Raw genomic sequence first — 19,649 nt, 5'->3', positions numbered from 1 at the left:
CTAATCCAGCCGGACCGACCGCCCTCCGTCGCGAAGCTCGGTGCCGAATGGCCGCGAGAGCTCGCCGAAGCGCTGAAGGATGGCGCTTCCCTCCTCCCCATCGGCGAGGCGTGGACGGCCGCGACGATGGCGGCCTTCCTGCCAGCCGAGTGAGATCGGCGTCAGCTCGATCGAGCTCAACGTCAGTCGTCCGTCGGGGCCACCCTGGTAGCTGAGCGTGGGCACGATCGACTCCCAGTAGCGGCGGTCGGCCGGAAAGCCCGCCTTATCGCCCTGCGTGCGCTTCTGATAGACCTGTCCCGGCGTCAGATCGGGATCGGCACGGAAGCGCTCGTAGCCGTCGGCCGGAATCCTGGCCACCAGCTCGTTCTGGCCGATGAAGTTGCCGAGGCTGTAGAAGATCGGCCTGCCCTTGTAGAGCTCGAGCCCGCGCAGCAGATGCGGGCCGTGACCGACCACGAGATCGGCGCCGGCGTCGATCATCTCGCGCGCGAAGGCGCCGATGAACTCGGCCGGCACGTCCTTGGCTCCGAGCTGCTCGTGCGCATGCAAGCTCACCAGCACGAGGTCCGCGAGCCCGCGCGCCTCCTGGACCCAGCGCACCATGGCGGCGACGTCCTTGCCGTTGGGCGTCGTGCGCACCTGCGCCCGGTTGGCAGACCTGAACTTGAGCTCGCCGAGCGGGAACAGAGCGGGGTCGGCGAGCGGGAAGGCGAAGCCGGTCTTGATCTTCTGCTGGCGCTCGGCCTCGAGGCCGAGTTGGTCCGCGACCTCGCGCAGCATCGCCAGCTGCTGCTCGGTGACCTCGTGTACCGTCTCGACATGCAGCGGGTTGAGGCCGGGGCGCCCCGGCAGGTCGGGTCGCTGGGCGCCCGCTTCGTTGCCCTTGGCGAAGGTCGAGCAGCAGGAAATCATCGCCACCGTGCCGGCGGGCGCGGTGTGATAACACGGCCGGCGCGCATCCTCGAGATTGCGGCCGACGCCCGCGAAGGAGAGCCCGCGCGCCTCGAGCGCCTCGATCGTGTGAACGAGGCCCGAGATCGAGTAGTCGAGCGCATGATTCGTGGCGGTCGCGAAGAGATCGAAGCCTGCCGCGACCAGCTCGTCGAGTACCCACGCCGGCGCACCGAAATGCGATCCTCCGCTCTCGAGCGCGGGATCGCCGCGATAATCGTTGGCGAGCCCCTCAAGATTGGTGAAGGCGACGTCGGCGGCGCGCACCTTCTCGAACAGCGGCCGCAGCTCGGCGTCGTCGCGGCTGTTCAATCGGCGCTGCAGGATCGAATCGCCGGTAAGCAGAAGGGAAAGGGTCATGCAGCCACTGTGCCGGGGCGCAAATGACGGAGTCAAATCGGCAGGGACGATCCCGGCGGCCTTCGCCGATCCTCCTCGACGGACCGGGAAACGCGCACTTGCGGCGGCCACGGCAGCGTGTGGACCAGGGAATGGACACATCGCCGGTCCTCCCCCGTAGTCGGGGGCGGTACCGCCCCGATATTCATAGGAGACACCCAGCACGCCCCGGCGCGGCCCACGATGCCGTGAATATCGGGGCGGTACCCGCCCCGGTCTTCACAGGAGGAACAAGAAGGATGTCCATGCCCTGGAGCGAGTGCGGATCGACAAAAGCGATGACGCGGCATTGCCTGTGCTTCATGTTCCGTGGAGCACGAAAGGATCGAGTTCCATGCGGTGCGGACACCTCGTCGCTCGAGGGGCTCGGCTTTGTACGAAAGAGGCGGTGGAGGATGTCATGCTGAGCGATCTCTACGACCTTTCCTTGACGACGGCGTCGGCCGCCGCGCGCGACGCCTACGTCGAGGCCTCCGGCCTGGCACTGACCTTTTATCCGGGTGCGGCAGAGGCTTACGACCGCGCGATCGCCGCCGATCCCGGCTTTGCCCTGGCCCACGCCGGCAAGGCTCAACTCCTGATGAGACAGGGCGACGTTGCGGCTGCACGGGCTGCCCTGGCGACAGCCAAGGACCTGACTTCGGATGTGTCGGAGCGCGAGGCCAGTCACGTTGCCTTCTTCGATCTCGTTTTCGCCGGGCGGACCGAGGCGGCGATCGCCGCCCTGCAGGCCCACCTGGCAGCGTGGCCGCGCGACGCCCTGATCGTCGCCAGCGCCGCGAATCCCAACGGCTTGATCGGCAGCTCGGGCCGTATCGGTCAGAAGCGCCAGATCGCGGCCCTGATGGACAGCCTGGCCCCGCACTACGGTGACGATTACTGGTTCACGTCCTATCACGCCATGGCGCTGTCCGAGGACGGGCAGCTCGCAACGGCCCGAGCGAAGATCGAGCGATCCGTGGCGGCCAACCCGAACAACGCCCATGGCACCCATGGCTTCGCTCACATCTGCTACGAGAGCGGCGAGCCGGAGACGGCGCGCGCCTACCTTTCCTCGTGGCTTGCCACCTATCCGCGTGAAGGTTTCTTCCACGGCCATTTGACCTGGCATCTCACGCTTTGCGAGCTCCAGGCCGGCAATTGGCCCGAGGCGTTGCGGCGCTATCGCGATGCCATCGCGCTCGACCGGCACAGTGGCGGTCCCCAGCAGCGCGTTTCCGATGGCGCAGCTTTCTTGTGGCGGTCGGAGCTCGCCGGCCATCCGCGCGACGCCGCCGCCTGGCGTGCGTTGTACGAGTACGGGAACAGCGCGCTTCCGCGGCCGGGCGCCGGTCTTGCCGACCTGCACGTCATCCTGGTGCAGGCAGTGATGGGCGACGACGCCGCGCTCGACAGCCGCGCCCGGCAGATGGAGGCGCTGGCGCGCGAGGGACGCTATCCGTCCGGCTCCTATCTGCCGTCGCTGTCGCGCGGCATCGTGGCGTTCGAACGCGGAGATTTTTCCGCAGCAATCGAGGCGCTCGCGCCGCTTGCCGGCGAGAGCGAGCGCATTGGCGGCAGTCGCGCGCAGCACGATCTGATAGAGTTCACCTTGCTGAAGGCCTGTCTCAATGCCGGCCGGCTGGAGGAGGCCCGGCGCCTGCTGGGCGCGCGACGCCCCGGCGCTTCGGGCATTCCGGTCCTGGGGGCTGAAACGTTGAACTGACTGGCGTTGCGGCGCCGAAGCGGCGCCATGATCTTCGGCGAGTCACTCGAGGGCTCGCCATCGGGCTGCGCGCCCGTCGCCTTCGTCGACGAGATCGGCGCAGCGGATTCACAACCGAGAATTTGGCTCGGCGATGGGATGGGTCCTCTCTCGCCCGGATTGTTGCGTGGCCTGGCGCTTTCTGGTTCTAATGGAGCATCGCCGGGCGAGTTTTCGATGCCTGGTTTGTAGCTTACGCTTCTTTCCAATCAAGGCCTGAGGGCCACGTATCGCGGGCAACGCGAGCACCAAAAACGACCTGTCGGGAAGGCAGCTTGGAGGAGGAATGCTCATGGCTAGGAGTAAGGTCAATCGTCGTCGTTTCGTGGCCGGCACGGCCGCTCTGTCATCGGCCCTGCTGGCCGCGCCGTTCGTACGGGGCGCCCACGCCGCCGGCAAGATGACGATCGGGTTCTGGGACCATTGGGTGCCGGGCGCCAACAAGGCCGTCGAGGCAGCCGCTAAGGCCTGGGCGGAGAAGGAGAAAGTCGACCTGCAGATCGACTTCATCACGTCGCAGGGCAACAAGCTGATCCTGACCGCGGCCGCCGAGGCGCAAGCACGGTCGGGACACGACATCCTGGCGATCGGGAGCTGGGATTGTGCGCGATATTCGGATCAGCTCGCGCCGGTGGACGACATCATGGCGCCGCTGATCAAGCAGAACGGCGAGGCCAGCGCGATCACGCAGTACCTCGGCAAGATCGACGGCAAGTGGCTCGGTGTGCCGGCAACCACCGGGGCCCAGTTCAAGGGGCCAACCTCGCGCATCGACCTCCTGAAACAGCATGCCGGCATCGACGTCCAGGCCATGTATCCGGTCGGGTCGCCGCCCAAGGCCGATGCCTGGACGCTCGACGCCTTTCTCAAGGCCGCGGCTGCCTGCCACAAGGCGGGCTTCCCGTTCGGCATCGGGCTCGGCACGACGGCCGATTCGGTCGACACCTGTGGCGCCATCTTCCAGAGCTTCGGGGCGGAGCTCGTGAACGCCAAGGGTGACATCACGGTCAAGAGCGACAACGTCAAGAAGGCGCTCGATTATTGGAAGCAGCTCGTCCCCTATCTTCCGGCCGACGCGCCATCCTGGGACGACGCCACCAATAACAAGATGTTCGTCGCCGGCAAAACGGCGCTGATCATGAATCCGCCCAGCGCCTGGGCGGTGGCGCGGCGCGACAAGCCCGATGTTGCTGAACAGACATGGCACCATGGCATGGCGGCCGGCCCCGCTGGACGGTACGGACCGTTCACGACACAGTTCTGGGCAATCTGGAACTTCGGCAAAAACCAGAGCGCCGCCAAGAGCCTGCTGACCGCCCTGTCGCAACCCGATGCGATCGAGTCGATGGTGAAGGCCAGCGCTGGCTACGACAATCCGGCGTTCGCCAATCTGAAGACCCTGAAAGTGTGGGCCGAGGAGGGGCCGCCCAAGGGCACGCTCTATCACTACTCGAACCCGTTCAATCACCAGATCCTGTCCATTGCCGCTGCCCCCGCACCACACAAAATCGCCGTTCAGATCTATCGGCACGGGCTGCAGACCCAGATGGTGGTGCGCTACGCCATCAAGGGCGAGCCGATGGACAAGGTGCTGGGCTTTGCGGCCAACGAGCTCGAGGGCTACATGCGAACCTGAGCCCGCGGGCGCGACCTGCACGAAACAAGGGCCTGTGACGAAACAACTGCTCTGCAGGTCCTGACCGGGGATGCGACGCGGTGGAAACACCGGCGACGCATTGATCGGACGTTTCGAATTGAACCAGGTCGTTGGCCCGGCATCGTTCTGCCGGGCCAACCAGGGGACGCCCCGATGAATGCGGATGGCCGGTAACCACCGACATTCAATGTCGCCGCACGTTGGCTCACCGCAGACCGTCTCCGGCTGGTGAACCTGCTGCCGGAGCGCAGCGTCAAGCCGGTCCCACCGACGCATCCATCGGCGGCAGAAAGACGACGAAGCCGGAATTGGCGAGAATGCTGGTGTACTGGTCGCCCTGCTCTTCTTTGCAGTCAGCTACTTCAGCACCAACAAACTCGAACTCGGCGAGCCCGCCGGCGACGGCTCAAGAGCAGCGATGAAGCAACCACATATTCGCTGCCTCTCTCTTGCCGAGAGCTGGAGCCTGCAGCGCAAGCCGGAAAAGGCCACGCCACGTTGCTGGTTCGACCGTGCATCGACGGACAGTGCAGCCAATTGAATGGCATAAAGGTCGACGCCGCGTTGGCACTGTCCTGATCATTCGTTGCAGGGAGAATCTCGTCATGGCGTCTGGGCTGAAAAAGGTGGCGCTCGTCACGGGCGCGGCACGCGGCATCGGCTTGGCGGCGGCGAGCCGCTTCCTGGAAGTCGGCTGGCAAGTCGCCATGCTCGACATCCTGGGCGACACCCTGCGCGCCGCCGTCAGGTCCCTGGACTGCGCGGATGCCGCCCTGGCGCTCGAGGCCGACGTCTCAGATCCCGCCGCGGTTCAGGCCGCCGTGCAAAACGCCCACAGACAGTTCGGCCGCATCGATGCCCTGGTCAACAACGCCGGCATCGCCGTGTTCAAGCCGATGCTGGACGTGACGCTGGAGGAGTGGCAGCGCGTCCTGGCGGTCAATCTCACGGGCCCCTTCCTGATGACGCAAGCGGTGGCGCCGATCATGCGCGACCAGGGCAGCGGCGCCATCGTCAACATCACCTCGATCTCGGGCTTGCGCGCCTCTACGCTGCGCGTCGCCTATGGAACCAGCAAGGCCGGGCTGGCGCATCTCACCAAGCAGCAGGCAGCCGAGCTGGCGCAGTATGGCATCCGGGTGAATGCCGTGGCGCCGGGGCCGGTCGACACCGCCATGGCCAAGGCTGTGCATACTCCTGCGATCCGAGCCGACTATCACGACCATATCCCGCTCAACCGCTATGGCCTCGAGTCGGAGCTCGCCAACGCGGTCTGCTTCCTGTGTGGTGACCAGGCGAGCTACATCACCGGCCAAGTGCTGGCCGTCGATGGCGGCTTCGACGCCGCCGGCGTCGGCTTGCCGACATTGCGCGGCGAGCGGCGGAACCAGTGAATGCGATGGGTGATACCAACGGCAGCTGCTGAACACCGCTTGCGCCGGCTTGATCCGCCCCTGGTCAAACGAGCGAGAGCGCGCTCAATGATTCAGGGCTTCCCTTGGTCCGGACCATGCCCACGTTTGCCGCGGCACGCGGCCAGGACCTGAACCCGCGCCGCCAATCCCCGGTAGAGGCTCTGGATGCCATGACAAAGCGAGCGAGCCTCGGTGTCGGGATTGCTCGTATCCGCGTGGACAACGCTCGAAAGAACGGCGAAATGATCTCGAACCTGCTCGGGCCGGTCGCGAAGCCACGAGCCGGCATGCCCCGGATGGATGGAATCGTCCCCTTCCAGGGCGCTCAACAGCTCCTGCCTGATCGCGTGATCGTTCGGATGACCCAGGGCGCGCAGGCACTCGCCGTCCAGCACCTCGGTCTTCTCCTGCACTTTGCTGTCTCTTGGCGTCGTTGCCATGGTCCCGCATTCCTTGCCCTTCGTTGGCCTCGAACGGGTCGCCGCAGGGTCGATCCTCGTCGACCCGATCGATGACGCCGGCGACATCGTCTTGTCATGTCGACGCTGCCGACAGCCGTCGGCAGCGTCTCGCGATCGATCGCCCGACAGTGCAACCGGCACCGCGAGGCATTCGAGGGCGGAGCGATCCGGGCAGGCCAACGCGGTCTGGCCCATCGCCTCGCCTAGCCGCCCTATCCATGGAGCCGATCCGACTCCGTGGATTTCCGGCCTGGCTAGTTGAACACTCCGGCGACCTCTGCCAGCCGGGCGGCCTGGGCGGGCGCCAACGCCTCGACGCTGCGCAGAAAGTTCGGATGGCTGATTCCCGACCCGAGATAGGTCCAGCGCATCGCCTGGTGCTGCACGACCGCGATCTTTTCGCATTGGGCCGCGTCGAGCTGAAGGCCCGTCTTGACCTGCAATGCATCGAGATCGAAGGTGGCCTGTTGCTTGAACGCGCCGTCGAACATGGCGCCTATCTCGAGATAGCCGTCGACTGCCTTGTCGATCTCGTCGGCGCTGCAGCCGGCCGCGATCGCCTCGACCATGAGAGTATCGAGCTGGGCGTGCTGCGCCTCTTCCATCCAATGGTGCCTCAGCAGGCTCTTGAACTGCTCGTCGAGGCCGGCGTTGTCGCGGATGCTGTCCAGGTAGTGGCGCTGGGTCATCCATTCGACCTGCAGGATCAGCAACGCAACCGACAGCGGATGGTGCGCCAGCACGGCGGCGGCGACCTGCTCGGCTGGTCCGATCATCTCGCACCGGGTACCGAAGCCCGCCTCGAACTCGTGCTCGAAGGTGCGGAACAGGTGGATGTGCTTGGCCTCCTCCATGGCAAAGCGCAAGAGGGCGCGCGTGCGCACGTCGTCCTGCGCAAGCATCGGCCGGGCATGGTCGAGAACGAACGGCAGGATGAATTCCTCCACCAAGCCGAACGTATAGAGATAGCCGTTGGCGCGGATGTGGTTGAGCGTCAGCTTCGCCCCGGCATCGAGGAAGTCGAGCGAGGCCGTCCGGGCCAGCGCCTCCGGCATGAAGGGCTTGCTGAAATCGAGGCGGCGGTCGCCGCCGATGATGTCCTCGACCCGCCAGTTGACCCGCTCCGAAGCGGCGAGGGCCTTGGCGTAGCTGAACTCGTGACTGATGGCATTCATGATTGGTCTCCTTGCTGTCGTCACCGCAAGTCTCGGTGGGAGCGAATGTCGGTCACGGCCGTGGTATTTGCCGTGTGAGCAGGCGTTGTATCGGCGCCTGCGACGGTGGAATTGCGCAGGACTATTCAATAGATTGCCCCTGCTACTCGGCGATCCGGAGCGTTGCCGCCGCGCCGATGGACCCAAGGGGATCCCGATGCTGTCCCTGCGCTTTCTCGGCGAGGTCCGGGTCGAAAGGGGCCAGGACTGCGCCGCGCTGCCGCCGTCAAGGAAGACGCGAGCCTTGCTGGCCTATCTCGCGGTCACCGGCAGGCCCCACAGGCGGGATCGGCTGAGCGCGCTGCTGTGGGACGTCCCGGACGATCCGCGCGGCGCCCTGCGCTGGAGTCTCAGCAAGATCCGCCGACTGGTCGAGGAGCCTGGACTGGCCCGGCTGCATGCCGATCGCGAAACCGTCCGGTTCGATCCGGCCGGCGCCCGGGTCGACGTCCTGGAATTGCGTCGGGCCGCCAGAGCCGGCCCGGAGACATCGTCGACAGAACAGCTGATTGCGCTTGCCGCGCTGTCCGGGGGTGAATTCCTGGCAGGCCACGATTTCCCCGAGAATGCCGAGTTCCAGGCATGGTGCCTCGCGCAACGCGAGGAGACGCGCGCTGCCCGGGCGCTGGTCCTGTCTGCCCTCGTCGAGCAGCTTCGGGCCCAACCCGAGGTGGCATTGCCGCATGCCCGTGCCCTGCTCGAGATGCGCGCCGATGACGAGCACGCCTGGGCTGACCTCGTGGGGTTGCTGTTGGCGGCGGGCCATCGTCGCGAAGCCGAGGAGCAGTGCGACCTTGGTCGTCGCGTCCTCGACAAGGCCGGAGTGGCAACGACGGGCCAGCTCCTCAAGCTCAGGCGATCGATGCAGGGCCCGGTGGACGCCGATGCCGATCGCAGCCTCGACGAACGCTCCGACAGGACCAGCCCGGCGACGGCTTTCCAGGCAGCCTTGACGCTGCGACGATCGTCGGTCGCCATCCTGCCAATCCGCGCAATCGGCACGGACGTCGTGCTGCCCTACCTTGCCGAGGCCATTTCAGACGATCTCGTGGCGAGCCTGTCGCGCGACCGCAACTTGATGGTGATGGCTGACGCGGGTGTCGCCGGAGCCGCCAACTTCTCTCTCGAATGGCGCCGGATCGCCGAGCGGGTCGGTGCCCAGTATCTCGTGCAGGGCAGCGTCCGCCATGCCAACGGAACGCTCGTCGTCGCGGTCCGGCTCGTCGAGGGCAGCAACGGGCGCCTGATCTGGACGGAGAGGTGCGTCCAGCGGGTCGATGGCAGCTTCGCCATCGACGACCAGCTCGCCCGCAGGATCGCCGCCGTGCTGCGCGCAGAGGTCGAAGCCGCCGAGATCGCAAGTGCCCAACGCGACAAGCCCGAACCTCTCGATGCCACGGCGTCGTATCACATGGGCCTCAGGGAGATGTACCGGTTCACGCGTTCCGGCCTCGCGACTGCACAGGCGCACTTCGAACGGGCCGTCGAGCTCGACCCAACATTTGCCGCCAGTCATGCCCGTCTTTCCTACGTCCACATCCAGCATTACTGGTATGGCTCCTTCGACAGCCGGCCGAGGGCTCTGACCGAGGCCGCTGCTGCGGCCAGTCGCGCCATCGAGCTCGATCCCAAGGACTCCCTTGGCCATTTTTCTCTCGGCCGCGTGCATGCCCTCAGGCGTCAGTTCGATCTCGCGATGCCCCGCCTCGAAGCGGCGGTCGGTCTCAACCCGAGCCACGCGCAAGCATTCTTCGGCCTCGGTCAATCGCTTTGGTACGCCGGCCGGCCGAAGGAAGCGATCCGGCTTCTCGACACGGCCATCGACCTCAGCCCACATGATCCGCATCGCTGGTCTTTCCTGCACGATCAGTCCGAGGCGTACTTTGCGTTGGGCCGGCTGGCCGATGCCGAGCGCAGCGCACTGGCGGCGGCGAGCCTGCCCAACGCGACTCATTGGCCGTGGCTCACTCTTGCGGCAGTGCTCGGAGAGGCCAACAAGCGCGAGAAGGCCAGCGAGGCGGTTAACCAGCTTCTCCTGCGCCGGCCGGCCTATTCCCTTCATACCGCGCAGCATGAATTCGGCCACTTCTCGGACAAGACCTTTGTCGCGCGCTACCTCGAGGCCCTGAAAATTGCGGGGTTGAAGCCCTAGGCGAACCCATGCCGTGGTGGCCCCCTTGGGACGCAGCGGGTCTGGCCCGATTGATGCGCATTGGTCCGCAATCGGACAGCAACCAATCGGCTCTCCCCATTGTTTTTCCTATCGTTCATGGATGACTTACGTCGGCCCTGCATCACCCCGCTGGGCCGACGCTATTTCGCACCAGAGCCGACGCCTAGGCGTCTGACTCGGATGGCGTCGGCCGCACCCCTGCAGGGCCGCCCCCATCGGGGGAAGACGCCTAGACGTTCGCTCCTCTGCCTAGCGCGTCATCCCCGTGGCCCCGTCGGGAACGTCGTAAAAGGCAAGCGTCATCGCGACGCTGGTGTAGTGCCCCATCAGAGTGATCACGTCAGTGATGCCCACATGCCCGAGCACCTGGACCGCACGCTCGTGGAGCCCGCGCGAAACCCATCGCCCGTGCGACAGCACCATTGCCATCTCGTAGACGACCTGCTCGCGTTCGTCGTCGAAAGCAGTCGGCAAGCCGCCCAGGATCGCCTCGACCTTGGCGGCCGGCAGCCCGGCCTGCTTGGCCAGCCGTTCGTGTGCCGCCGTCGGATAGGCCGAACGCCAGTGGCTGGTGATGACACAGACGGCAATCTCGCGCTCGCGTTGGCTCAGCGAGTACTGCCCGGGCTGAAAGTGCGCGCCGAACGGGCCGGCGACCTTGGCGAGCTTCGGGTTGTGCACCCATATCTTGGTCGGACCCGGCAAGCGGCCGCGCGCCTCGATCATCGCATTGTAGCCCGCCTGCTGTTCCGCGGTCATCTTGTCGTACGGTATTTCGGCGTACCGGCCGAAGGTCGGCGTCTCGGACATCTTCCCTCTTCCTTTCCTGTCGTGGCACCACGCAGGCATCGGGCGATGGGCTGGCGATGCTGTCAACCCGGTCCCGCCGGCGAGAGAGCCCGATCGGCCACCGGCATCAACTCATCCAGGACGGCAGCGGCAGGGTCCTCTTGCGCAGGAATTCCGGATTGAAGAGCTTCGACTGATAGCGCTGGCCGCCGCCGGCCAGGACGGTGACGATGGTCTTGCCGGATCCAAGAACAATCCCGTTCCCTGTCAGGCGAAGCTGAAGCCCATCGTGCGGCCGTGATAGTAGAGGCCGCCATCCTGCACGATCAGCGCCAGGGCGATGTCGCGATCCTCGACCTCACCGTCAATCCTGGGCGCATTGCGATGGTCGTGCGGTGCCCCGGCCGGCGTCAGTAGCGTGACGTTCTCGGTCCACGGAAATCTCTGTCCGCCGATCGTCGAGGCGCAGCGCGCCTCGCGCAGGGCAAGCACGAGAGCGGCGGCATTGTGCCGGTGCGGACGCTGTGCCTCGCCGGGGCGCACGGCATTGAGGGTGAGCGTCATTGCCGGCAGGCAGGTGCCCTGCCGCTCGGCGCGGGCGCTCGCCATGAACAGCGCACGTCCCGGCGTGTCGGGCGCCATCGGCCGGCGGTAGAGCGCTCGCAGCTCGCGGGCGATGGCGTCGCGGCGATACAGCGTCGTCTCGATGGGTGCGTGCTCGGCCGCTTCGGACCGGACACCCAGGAAGGCGAGCATCGGTTCGTCGGTCACCAGCCACAGTACGGCATCGTCGCTGGCCCGCCAGGTCGACGCGACACCGCCGGGCAGGGCGAGCATGTCGCCTGACTGCCAGGAAAGCCTCTCGGCAGCGCGCGCGAGCATGCCGCTCCCCTGCAGCACGGCCCAGATCTCGCCGCTGGCGGCGAGCCGGCAGGAGAGCGTCTCGCCACGGCGGATGCGGGCATACCGCGCCAGCATGAAGGGCGTCGTCGCCGGCTGGCCAGTGCCCAGCACAGACGACAGGTCGAGGACGATGAAGCCGGTCGGCGTACCTGTGGCGAAGGCGCGGGCCGCTTCGGCGACGAAGGCCTGCGGCTCGAGCGCCGGCCTTGCGATGTTGAAGCCCTGCTCGACCGGCACGTAGCGGGCGCGTTCGGCGTGGTTCGACATGGCGAGTCCTCCCGTCACAGCGCCATGAAGCCGCCGTCGGTGGCGAGCACGTGGCCGACGACGAAAGCGGCGGCATCGGAGGCGAGCCACACCACCGCTTCGGCGACCTCCTCCGGCCGGCCCATGCGGCGCAATGGCAGGCCGGCCGCGACGGCCGACATGTCCATGATTCCGGAGGCCAGCATCATGTCCGTGACGACGCGGCCCGGCGCCACTGCGTTGATGCGCACGCCCCTCTGCGCGTACTCCATCGCGGCGGAGCGGGTAAGCGAGATCACGGCGGCTTTCGATGCCGAGTAGAGCGCGAGGCCTGGGTTGGGATTTCGCAGGCCGCTCACCGAGGCGTTGACGACGATGGCGCCGCAGCCGCGCGCGGCCATGTGCCTGACCTGATGCTGCAGACAGAGATAGACCGAGCGCACGTTGGTGTCGAACACGCGGTCGTAGAGCGCAGCATCCTGCTCCGCCACCGGTGCGCGCGGCTCCTGATAGCCGGCATTGTTGAAGGCGACGTCGAGCCGACCGTGCTCGGCGAAGATGAGGCGATGCAGCTCGGCGAGGTCGTCGGGCCGGGTGACGTCGGTGGCGATGAAGCGGCCGCGCCCACCGGCTTCGGCGAGGTCCGCGACGGCCCTGTCGCCCTCGCTGCGCCGACGGCCGGCGATCACGACCTCGGCGCCGCGGCGGGCGAAGGCGATTGCGGCGGCGCGCCCGATGCCGGTCGCGCCGCCGGTCACCAGCACGACCTTGCCATCGAAGTCACGCATGGCGGCTCTCGTTGCGTGCGCGCTCGACGATGGCACGCCGATCGTGGCCGCCGGGCAGGCAGCCGAACGCGGCGACGCCGTCGCCTGTCAGGCGGGTAGTGCAGAAAGCATCGGCAACCGCCGAGGGCGAGTGCTGCACGACCAGGCTCGCCTGCAGGCAGAGCGCCAGACGCTCGGCGATGCGGCGCGCCTGCGCCTCATGCTCCCCGGCGCCGGCAAGCTCGCCCTCGAGCTGCCTGGTCATGTCGTCGAGCCGCCGGTCGCCGCCGCGAGCGCGGCGCACCTCGTCGAGAAAGGCCGCGCCAGTGTCGGGTGTGCGCACAAGCGCCCGCAGCACGTCGAGGGCGATGATGTTGCCGCTGCCCTCCCAGATACCGTTGAGCGGCGCCTCGCGATAGAGCCGCGCAATCGGTCCTTCCTCGACGAAGCCGTTGCCGCCATGGCATTCCAGCGCCTCGTGCACGACGCCGACGACACGCTTGCAGTTCCAGTATTTCGCGACGGGCGTGCCGAGGCGTACCAGCAAGCCCGCCGAAGCGTCTCCCGCCGCCTCGTCGTCGACGGCGCGCGCCAGCCGGAACGCGAGCAAGGTGGCGGCTTCAACCTCGAGCGCGAGGTCGGCGACCACGTTCTCCATCAGCGGCAGGTCGATCAGGCGACGCTGGAAGGCGCGGCGCGCCGTCACGTGATGAATCGCTTCCGACACGGCACGCCGCATCAGCCCGGCCGAACCGATGGCAAAATCCAGTCGCGTCAGATGGGTCATCGCGAGCGCCGCCTTGATGCCCTGGCCCTCCTCACCGACCAGCCAGGCGAGCGCGCCGCGATACTCGATCTCGCCCGAGGCATTGGAGCGGTTGCCGCACTTGTCCTTGAGGCGCTGGATCAGCAGGCGGTTGCGCGTGCCATCGGGCAGCCAGCCCGGCAGCAGGAAGCAGGAGAGGCCACGGTCGGTGCGGGCCAGCGTGACGAAGACGTCGCTGTGGGGCACCGAGAAGAACCACTTGTGGCCGTCGATAAGATAGGCCTCGCCCGGCCCGCGGCGCACGGTGGCGGCCCGCGCTGTCGTCTGCGTGGCGCGCAGGTCCGATCCCGCCTGCTTCTCGGTGAGCGTCATGCCGACGGTGCCGCCGGACTTGCGGTGCATCGGGGCCGGCGCCGGATCATAGCGCTGCGAGAGGATGAACGGCTCCCACACGGTGGCGAGATCGGGCTGCAGGCGCAGCGCCGGCACCGCCGAGTAGGTCATGCCGAGCGGGCAGCAGATGCCGCTCTCACCCTGGTTCCAGAGATAGGAGAGCATACCGCGCGCCGTGTGCGCGCCGGTCTGACCGGCGGTCCAGGCAAGCGCATGCGCGCCGTGGCCGATCGCCAGAGTCATCAGCTCGTGCCAGGCCGGATGGAAGACGATCTCGTCGAGGCGATGGCCGAAGCGGTCGTGACTGCGCAGATCCGGCGTGTGACGGTTGGCATCGCGCGCCAGATCGGCGACGCGTTCGCTCGCCACGACGGCGCCGGCTTCCGCAAGCAGCGAGTGCGCCCAACCGAGCTTGTCCCGTGCCGCTATCTCGACGAGCAGGCGATCACCGGTGAAGGCGTTGTGGCCGGTGAAGGGCGTCGCCTGGTTCATGACCTCGTGCGTCGCGTAGCCGTCGGGCGCGAGCGGCGGCAGGCGGGCGAACAGGTCGGCCGCGCTCGTCGTTGAGGTGGTCACGTCTTGACCTCCGCGGCGCGCAGGCAGAATTGACTGATCTGGTCGATGAGATGGCGATCGGCGCGCGCGCCGGTGCCCTTGGCCGGCGCCAGCGGCCCGACCAGCGCTTCCATGAAGGCGCCGACGATGCAGGCGGCGGCGACGGCGGGATCGAGGCGCGGGAAAGCGCCGCGCATGATGCCATGACGCAGAATTCGTTCGAAGCAGTGCGCCAGCTGGGCGCGATAGTCGAGACGCACCGTCTCGACCTCGGGATCGACCGGCTCGGCGATCATCGCGTAGGCGAGGCGCCGACCACGCAGCGCCCGGCCTGCGAAGGTGCGGATCGCGGATTCGAGCTTCTCCGCCGGCGCGCCGTCCGCCTCGGCCACTGCCTGGACGATCCCGACCTCGCGCGCCGAAACGCTGGCGACGAGCTCGGCGCAGAGCTCGGCCTTCGACGACCAGTGGCGATAGACCGTGCCCGTCGCGACGCCGGCCTGGGCTGCGACATTGTCGACCTGGGCCGCCTGCCAGCCGGCGTCGGCAACGAGCTCGCGCGCGGCGGCCAGGATGCGCGCCCGCTTGTCGGCCAGCCGCCGCGTCGCTTTTTCGGTGTGTCGATAGACCACGCCTCCTCCACCAAGATCTGAACCATGGTTCATTTGAAGAAATGAATACAAGTTCATCTTTTGAGTCAAGTGCGGCCGTTGGTCCGTTCTCCTTTGTGGGGAATGCCACCGCGAGCACCTCCAACGAGTGCGCTGGGAGCACGTCACCCGTGGCGGAGTAACCTCCGCCATAGATGGCGCCCATGGGACGTGCAATCCATTGACCCGACCGGCGCTGGTACAGCAGCCATTTCAATGGGCTCGGCCGGCGGAGCTCGCAATCCACCAGGATGGCGGACCTCGGTGTTAGCCAGCGGTGGCGAGCCGAGCATCGAAACTGCCACTGATCGCGTCCGCCCGGCAGGTACAAATCCGCATGGCTCCGCACTCCGCTCGTGCCGTACGCTCCTCTCCTGCAAGAACAGGGGAAACGACCATGGCCCAAGGGGAATATCGCGGGACGATCCACCGCAACAACGCTGATCTCGCGCAATGGCTGGCGCGGCGCCCGAGCGAAGCGGCGCTCGAGCCCGCGCTGCCGATCATCGATGCGCATCACCATCTCTGGCACACCGACGTGCGCGGGCTCTACTTCCTGCCCGAGCTGCTGGCCGACACGGGCGGCGGGCACAACATCGTTTCCACCGTGTTCCTCGAATGCCAGGCAATGTTCCGCGCCGATGGACCGGTCGAGATGCGTCCCGTGGGCGAGTCGAGTTCGTGAATGGCATCGCCGCGCAGAGTGCGTCGGGCCAGTACGGCAAGACGCGGGTGTGCGAGGCGATCATCGGCTGGGCCGACCTGATGCTGGGCGCGCGCGTGCGCGAGGTGCTGGAAGCCGAGATCGCGGCCGGCGGCGGCCGCTTCCGTGGCGTGCGCTACGGCACTTCGTGGGATGCCAGCATCGTCGGCAAGCACGTGTCGCGACCGATTCCGCAGCACCGCCTGCTCGATCCCAAGTTCCGCGAAGGCTTTGCCGAGCTCGGCAAGCTCGGCCTCACCTTCGATTCCTGGCACTTCCATCCGCAGCTGCCCGACCTGGTCGACCTGGCGCGCGCCTTCCCCGAGACCACGATCATCGTCGATCATGTCGGTGGCGTGCTGGGCGTCGGCCCCTATGCGGGCAAGTCGGCCGAGATCATGCCGGTCTGGCGCAAGAGCATCGGCGAGCTCGCGAGCTGCCCCAACGTCGTCATCAAGCTCGGCGGGCTCGGCATGATCTCGTTCGGTTTCGGCTTCCACGAGCGCGACATGCCGCCCGGCTCGCAGGAGCTGGCCGACACCTGGCGGCCCTATGTCGAGCCGTGCATCGAGGCCTTCGGCCCTGCGCGCTGCATGTTCGAGAGCAATTTCCCGCCCGATAAGCAATCGTGCGGTTACACCGAGCTGTGGAACGCCTTCAAGCGGATCACGTCCGGCGCCTCGGCCGACGACAAGCGCGCCCTCTACAGCGGCACCGCCGCGCGCGTGTACCGGATGATTGCGCCGTGACCTGTTCCTCCTCGGCTTTGCTGAGGAGGTGTCGCCGTCCTATAGCGACAGAGGCCTCATGAATCATACGGACCGTCCCGCCCGCTCATGATCTCATGACTATGAACATGAGCGGGCGGGACGCCCGCGGTCCAGAAGACCATGCCCCCTCCGCCTGCCTGCGCGAAGCAAGCCAAAGCGGCTTCGCTTCAGCGAAGGCAGGTCCGCGATTGCGCGGACAGCTCCCCAGCACAGCTGGGGAGGGGAATCGCCTACTGCCGCGTCTGCGCCAGTCTCAGCGAATCCAGAAAGCGCGTCGCGGCGGCCTTGTTGGTGTCCTCGTTCTTGGCGGTGACGAGCAGGCGGTAGAGGCGGTCCTTGACGATGTAAGTGCGCATCATGACCACGGCGCCCCCCTGGTCCTCGATGTCGAGGGCGTAGCCGTCCCAGCCCTGCAGGGTGACCGGCTCGTCGCGCACGTACTTGAACCTGGCGCGCGGGAACGCCTTCTCCGCCTCGCCGCGACCGAGCTCGCGCGCCATCACCTTGGTGTCGCGCTCGGAGTACCAGCCGGGCTGGTAGTCGACATAGTCGAAGTCGAACATCTCGCCGTTGAGCTTGGAGGCCCAGCCGATGCGTTCGCTCGCGTGGCCCTTCTCCTTCTCCGCGGCCTTCGACTCGGTGGCCGGCGCCGGCATCTCGACGCGAAAGCGCAAATCACGTCCGACGATGGTCTGCCATTCGGCGGGTTGCGCCCGGCCGGCACCGGAGACCAGGGACGCCATGGCGATCGCACCCGCAAGCAGTCGACGTTTCATGGCTTCGGCACCAGGTCCTCGCGACCCGACCATTCCCAGGCGAGCCCGGTGCGCGAGATGCCGAGCAGCAGGCCGTGCAGCTCCCGGGGATGAACCCAGCCGCCGTCGGGATCGCTCGCCGGATCGGCGCCGCGCGGCGTGTAGCGCGCGTTCGCCTCGAGCAGACGGCCGCGGACATTCGGCCAGTCGTGCGCCTCGACGTAGCACATGTAGAGGGAATCGCCGTGCTTCTTCACAAAGCGCCCCATGGCGTGCTCCTCGTCCGTCACCTGGCTGAGCTCGATGCGGTCGAGCCGGTTGGGCGGATCGAACAGGGTGAGCGTGCCGACATAGCCGAAGCGCGGGCTGCCGATCTCGCTGAAGCGCGCCGGGTCGAGGCCGAACAGGCCGGCATAGGCGGCGGCGACGCGCCGCCAGTCGCTCGCCAGCGTGTTGGTCGTCTCGTAGAGGAACGACACCGGGCCGACGCGCGGCCGGTAGGTGCTCTCCGAGATCACCATGGGCAGGCCGAAGGTCGCGCTGGCCGAGAGGTAGAGCTGGCCGGCATCGCGGTCGTAGGCGACGCCGAGCCCTTCCCAGCGCTTCACCATGCCGTCGAGGTCGGCGGTGCAGTAGCCCGCCGTCATCAGCCCCTCGCCGCGTCGGTCGAGGAAGTTCTGCGTGAGGCCCGCACCGTCGGGCTCGCAGAGCTCGAACTCGCTTTCGCCGACTGCGAGGATGGTGCGGCGGGCGGCGAGATGGCGGCTGTGGTCGCGCCGCACGACCTCGGCGCCGAGCAGCAGGCCGAAGCGTTGCGCCGCCTTGGCGGCGTCGTGGACGGCAAGCTGCACGCGGTCGCAGCGGTCGAGCATGACCGACGATACCTCAGTAGGCGTGGTCGCGGAACAGCGGGGCGAAGGAACGCCCCCATTCGCCCTCCCACTTGGCCAGCAGCTCGTCGGCCGGCGCCAGGCCCGACGCCACCGCGCGATCGAGCGGCGCCAGGTAGATCGTCTCGTCGCTGCCGTGCGCATCGAGCCGCTTGCGCGCGCGCAGGCCGGCATGGGCGATCTCGACCACCTCGCGCGCCCATTCGGCGAGGCTGCGATCGCGGAAGCGGGTCGCCAGGCCGGTGCGTGGCGTCTGGGCGCGCAGGAAGTCGTGATCGGCGGTGGTCCAGTCCTTCACCAGGTCCCAGGCGGCGTCCAGCGCCGTCGTGTCGTAGAGCAGGCCGACCCACAGCGCGGGCAATGCGTTCAGCGCCGACAGCGGACCGGAATCGGCGCCGCGCATCTCGAGGTAGCGCTTCAGCCGCACTTCCGGGAAGGCCGTGGTGACGTGGTCGGCCCAGTCGTTGACCGTCGGCAGCTCGCCCGGCCGCGCCGGCAGCCTGCCCTTGAGAAAGTCGCGGAAGCTCTGGCCGGAGGCGTCGATGTACTTGCCGTCGCGGTAGACGAAGTACATCGGCACGTCGAGCATGTAGTCGGCGTAGCGCTCGAAGCCGAAGCCGTCCTCGAACACGAAGGGCAGCATGCCGCAGCGGTCGGGATCGGTGTCGGTCCAGATGTGGCTGCGATAGCTCTTGAAGCCCGACGGCTTGCCTTCCTTGAAGGGCGAGTTGGCAAACAGTGCCGTGGCGATCGGCTGCAGCGCCAGCGAGACGCGGAACTTCTTCACCATGTCGGCTTCGGAACCGAAGTCGAGATTGGTCTGCACCGTGCAGGTGCGCAGCATCATGTCGAGGCCTAGCTTGCCCTTCTTGGGCATGTAGTCGCGCATGATGCGATAGCGCCCCTTGGGCATCCAGTGCATGTCCTCGCGCGTCCATTCCGGCGCGAAGCCGAGGCCGATGAAGGCGGCGCCGATCTCGCCCGCGACCGCCTTGACCTCGTCGAGGTGCTGGCTGTTCTCGTCGGCCGTCTCGTGCAGGGTCTCGAGCGGCGCACCGGAGAGCTCGAACTGGCCGCCCGGCTCGAGCGTGATGTTGGCCTTGCCGCGGGTGAGCGCGATCGGGTTGTTGCCCTCGATCATCGGCTCCCAGCCGAAGCGGGTCAGCCCTTCCAGCATGGCGCGGATGCCGTCCGGACCGTCATAGGCGAGGGGCTTCAGGGTTGCGGCATGGAATCCGAACTTCTCGTGCTCGGTGCCCATGCGCCAGGCGGTCGCCGGCTTGCTGCCGGCCGCGAAGTATTCGATCAGCTGACGCCGATTTTCGATCGGCGTGCCGCCGCCAGACGGAGGTGCGGACATGCGCTCAGGACTCCCTCGTCACTCCACAACCGGGTGCCGATCGGGAGCGGCGCGGCCGCATGAGCATTTCTCACGCGAGCACGCG

Annotated in this window: 17 protein-coding genes and 1 pseudogene; 6 read left to right on the top strand and 12 right to left on the bottom strand. The window is 67.3% G+C overall.

Going from position 1 to position 19,649, the window contains the following annotated elements:
* Nucleotides 1-1,314, bottom strand: a complete 1,314-nt coding sequence (locus AB7O82_RS27930) for a CapA family protein (protein WP_428620708.1) — start codon at nucleotides 1,312-1,314, stop codon at nucleotides 1-3.
* Between the two features lie 439 nt (nucleotides 1,315-1,753).
* Between AB7O82_RS27930 and AB7O82_RS27925 the strand changes: the two genes are divergently transcribed.
* From AB7O82_RS27925 to AB7O82_RS27915, 3 genes are all read left to right on the top strand, one after another.
* On the top strand, nucleotides 1,754-3,058 hold the full coding sequence (locus AB7O82_RS27925; protein WP_428553170.1) for a tetratricopeptide repeat protein: 1,305 nt from the start codon (nucleotides 1,754-1,756) through the stop codon (nucleotides 3,056-3,058).
* 331 nt (nucleotides 3,059-3,389) lie between these two features.
* Nucleotides 3,390-4,733, top strand: a complete 1,344-nt coding sequence (locus AB7O82_RS27920; protein WP_428553167.1) for an ABC transporter substrate-binding protein — start codon at nucleotides 3,390-3,392, stop codon at nucleotides 4,731-4,733.
* A gap of 626 nt (nucleotides 4,734-5,359) precedes the next feature.
* Entirely contained in the window at nucleotides 5,360-6,148 is a 789-nt protein-coding gene (locus AB7O82_RS27915; RefSeq protein WP_428553165.1) for an SDR family NAD(P)-dependent oxidoreductase, read from the top strand.
* A 92-nt stretch (nucleotides 6,149-6,240) separates the two neighbouring features.
* Here the strand turns inward: AB7O82_RS27915 and AB7O82_RS27910 are convergent, their stop codons facing one another.
* The gene (locus AB7O82_RS27910; RefSeq protein ID WP_428553162.1) at nucleotides 6,241-6,825 is read right to left on the bottom strand and encodes a hypothetical protein; all 585 of its coding nucleotides are present in this window, start codon (nucleotides 6,823-6,825) and stop codon (nucleotides 6,241-6,243) included.
* A 59-nt stretch (nucleotides 6,826-6,884) separates the two neighbouring features.
* Nucleotides 6,885-7,805 carry a hypothetical protein gene (locus tag AB7O82_RS27905; protein WP_428553159.1) on the bottom strand — a complete coding sequence of 307 codons (921 nt, stop codon included), beginning with the start codon at nucleotides 7,803-7,805 and terminating at the stop codon, nucleotides 6,885-6,887.
* Between the two features lie 196 nt (nucleotides 7,806-8,001).
* On the opposite strand from AB7O82_RS27905, the gene AB7O82_RS27900 reads away from it, so the two are divergent.
* On the top strand, nucleotides 8,002-9,996 hold the full coding sequence (locus AB7O82_RS27900; protein WP_428620707.1) for a tetratricopeptide repeat protein: 1,995 nt from the start codon (nucleotides 8,002-8,004) through the stop codon (nucleotides 9,994-9,996).
* 270 nt (nucleotides 9,997-10,266) lie between these two features.
* Here AB7O82_RS27900 and AB7O82_RS27895 read toward each other — a convergent pair whose 3' ends face one another.
* From AB7O82_RS27895 to AB7O82_RS27870, 6 genes and pseudogenes are all read right to left on the bottom strand, one after another.
* Nucleotides 10,267-10,827: a carboxymuconolactone decarboxylase family protein gene (locus AB7O82_RS27895; RefSeq protein ID WP_428548975.1), complete on the bottom strand. Its 561-nt coding sequence runs from the start codon at nucleotides 10,825-10,827 to the stop codon at nucleotides 10,267-10,269.
* 106 nt (nucleotides 10,828-10,933) lie between these two features.
* Nucleotides 10,934-11,056 (bottom strand): annotated as a pseudogene (locus AB7O82_RS27890) (cysteine synthase A); the annotation flags it as partial.
* A 17-nt stretch (nucleotides 11,057-11,073) separates the two neighbouring features.
* Nucleotides 11,074-11,976 (bottom strand): hypothetical protein, encoded by a 903-nt coding sequence (locus AB7O82_RS27885; protein ID WP_428620706.1) that lies wholly within the window; start codon nucleotides 11,974-11,976, stop codon nucleotides 11,074-11,076.
* Nucleotides 11,977-11,990: 14 nt separating this feature from the next.
* Nucleotides 11,991-12,743: a glucose 1-dehydrogenase gene (locus AB7O82_RS27880; RefSeq protein ID WP_428548981.1), complete on the bottom strand. Its 753-nt coding sequence runs from the start codon at nucleotides 12,741-12,743 to the stop codon at nucleotides 11,991-11,993.
* On the bottom strand, nucleotides 12,736-14,457 hold the full coding sequence (locus AB7O82_RS27875) for an acyl-CoA dehydrogenase family protein (RefSeq protein WP_428548984.1): 1,722 nt from the start codon (nucleotides 14,455-14,457) through the stop codon (nucleotides 12,736-12,738). Before AB7O82_RS27875 ends, AB7O82_RS27880 begins: the two co-directional genes overlap by 8 nt.
* Complete coding sequence (locus tag AB7O82_RS27870) at nucleotides 14,454-15,068, bottom strand: TetR/AcrR family transcriptional regulator (RefSeq protein WP_428548987.1); 615 nt, start codon at nucleotides 15,066-15,068, stop codon at nucleotides 14,454-14,456. Before AB7O82_RS27870 ends, AB7O82_RS27875 begins: the two co-directional genes overlap by 4 nt.
* Nucleotides 15,069-15,483: 415 nt before the next feature.
* On the opposite strand from AB7O82_RS27870, the gene AB7O82_RS27865 reads away from it, so the two are divergent.
* Both AB7O82_RS27865 and AB7O82_RS27860 read left to right on the top strand, forming a co-directional pair.
* Complete coding sequence (locus tag AB7O82_RS27865) at nucleotides 15,484-15,771, top strand: hypothetical protein (protein WP_428548990.1); 288 nt, start codon at nucleotides 15,484-15,486, stop codon at nucleotides 15,769-15,771.
* Nucleotides 15,768-16,538 (top strand): amidohydrolase family protein, encoded by a 771-nt coding sequence (locus tag AB7O82_RS27860; RefSeq protein WP_428620704.1) that lies wholly within the window; start codon nucleotides 15,768-15,770, stop codon nucleotides 16,536-16,538. The genes AB7O82_RS27865 and AB7O82_RS27860 overlap by 4 nt, the downstream gene beginning before the upstream one ends.
* Nucleotides 16,539-16,789: 251 nt before the next feature.
* Here the strand turns inward: AB7O82_RS27860 and AB7O82_RS27855 are convergent, their stop codons facing one another.
* From AB7O82_RS27855 to AB7O82_RS27845, 3 genes are read right to left on the bottom strand one after another with little or no spacing between them, the layout of a single operon-like run.
* A complete protein-coding gene (locus AB7O82_RS27855; RefSeq protein ID WP_428620702.1) occupies nucleotides 16,790-17,335 on the bottom strand; it encodes a hypothetical protein in 546 nt (181 codons plus the stop codon).
* Complete coding sequence (locus AB7O82_RS27850) at nucleotides 17,332-18,186, bottom strand: hypothetical protein (protein ID WP_428548999.1); 855 nt, start codon at nucleotides 18,184-18,186, stop codon at nucleotides 17,332-17,334. The genes AB7O82_RS27855 and AB7O82_RS27850 overlap by 4 nt, the downstream gene beginning before the upstream one ends.
* A gap of 13 nt (nucleotides 18,187-18,199) precedes the next feature.
* Nucleotides 18,200-19,564, bottom strand: a complete 1,365-nt coding sequence (locus AB7O82_RS27845) for a glutamate--cysteine ligase (RefSeq protein WP_428549002.1) — start codon at nucleotides 19,562-19,564, stop codon at nucleotides 18,200-18,202.
* Nucleotides 19,565-19,649 lie beyond the last annotated feature (85 nt).

It is taken from the genome of Reyranella sp., assembly GCF_050185545.1.
In the GTDB taxonomy this organism is placed as follows: Bacteria; Pseudomonadota; Alphaproteobacteria; order Reyranellales; family Reyranellaceae; genus Reyranella.
Note: the sequence above shows the minus strand (reverse complement) of the source record. Positions and strands in the feature narration are given on the sequence as shown.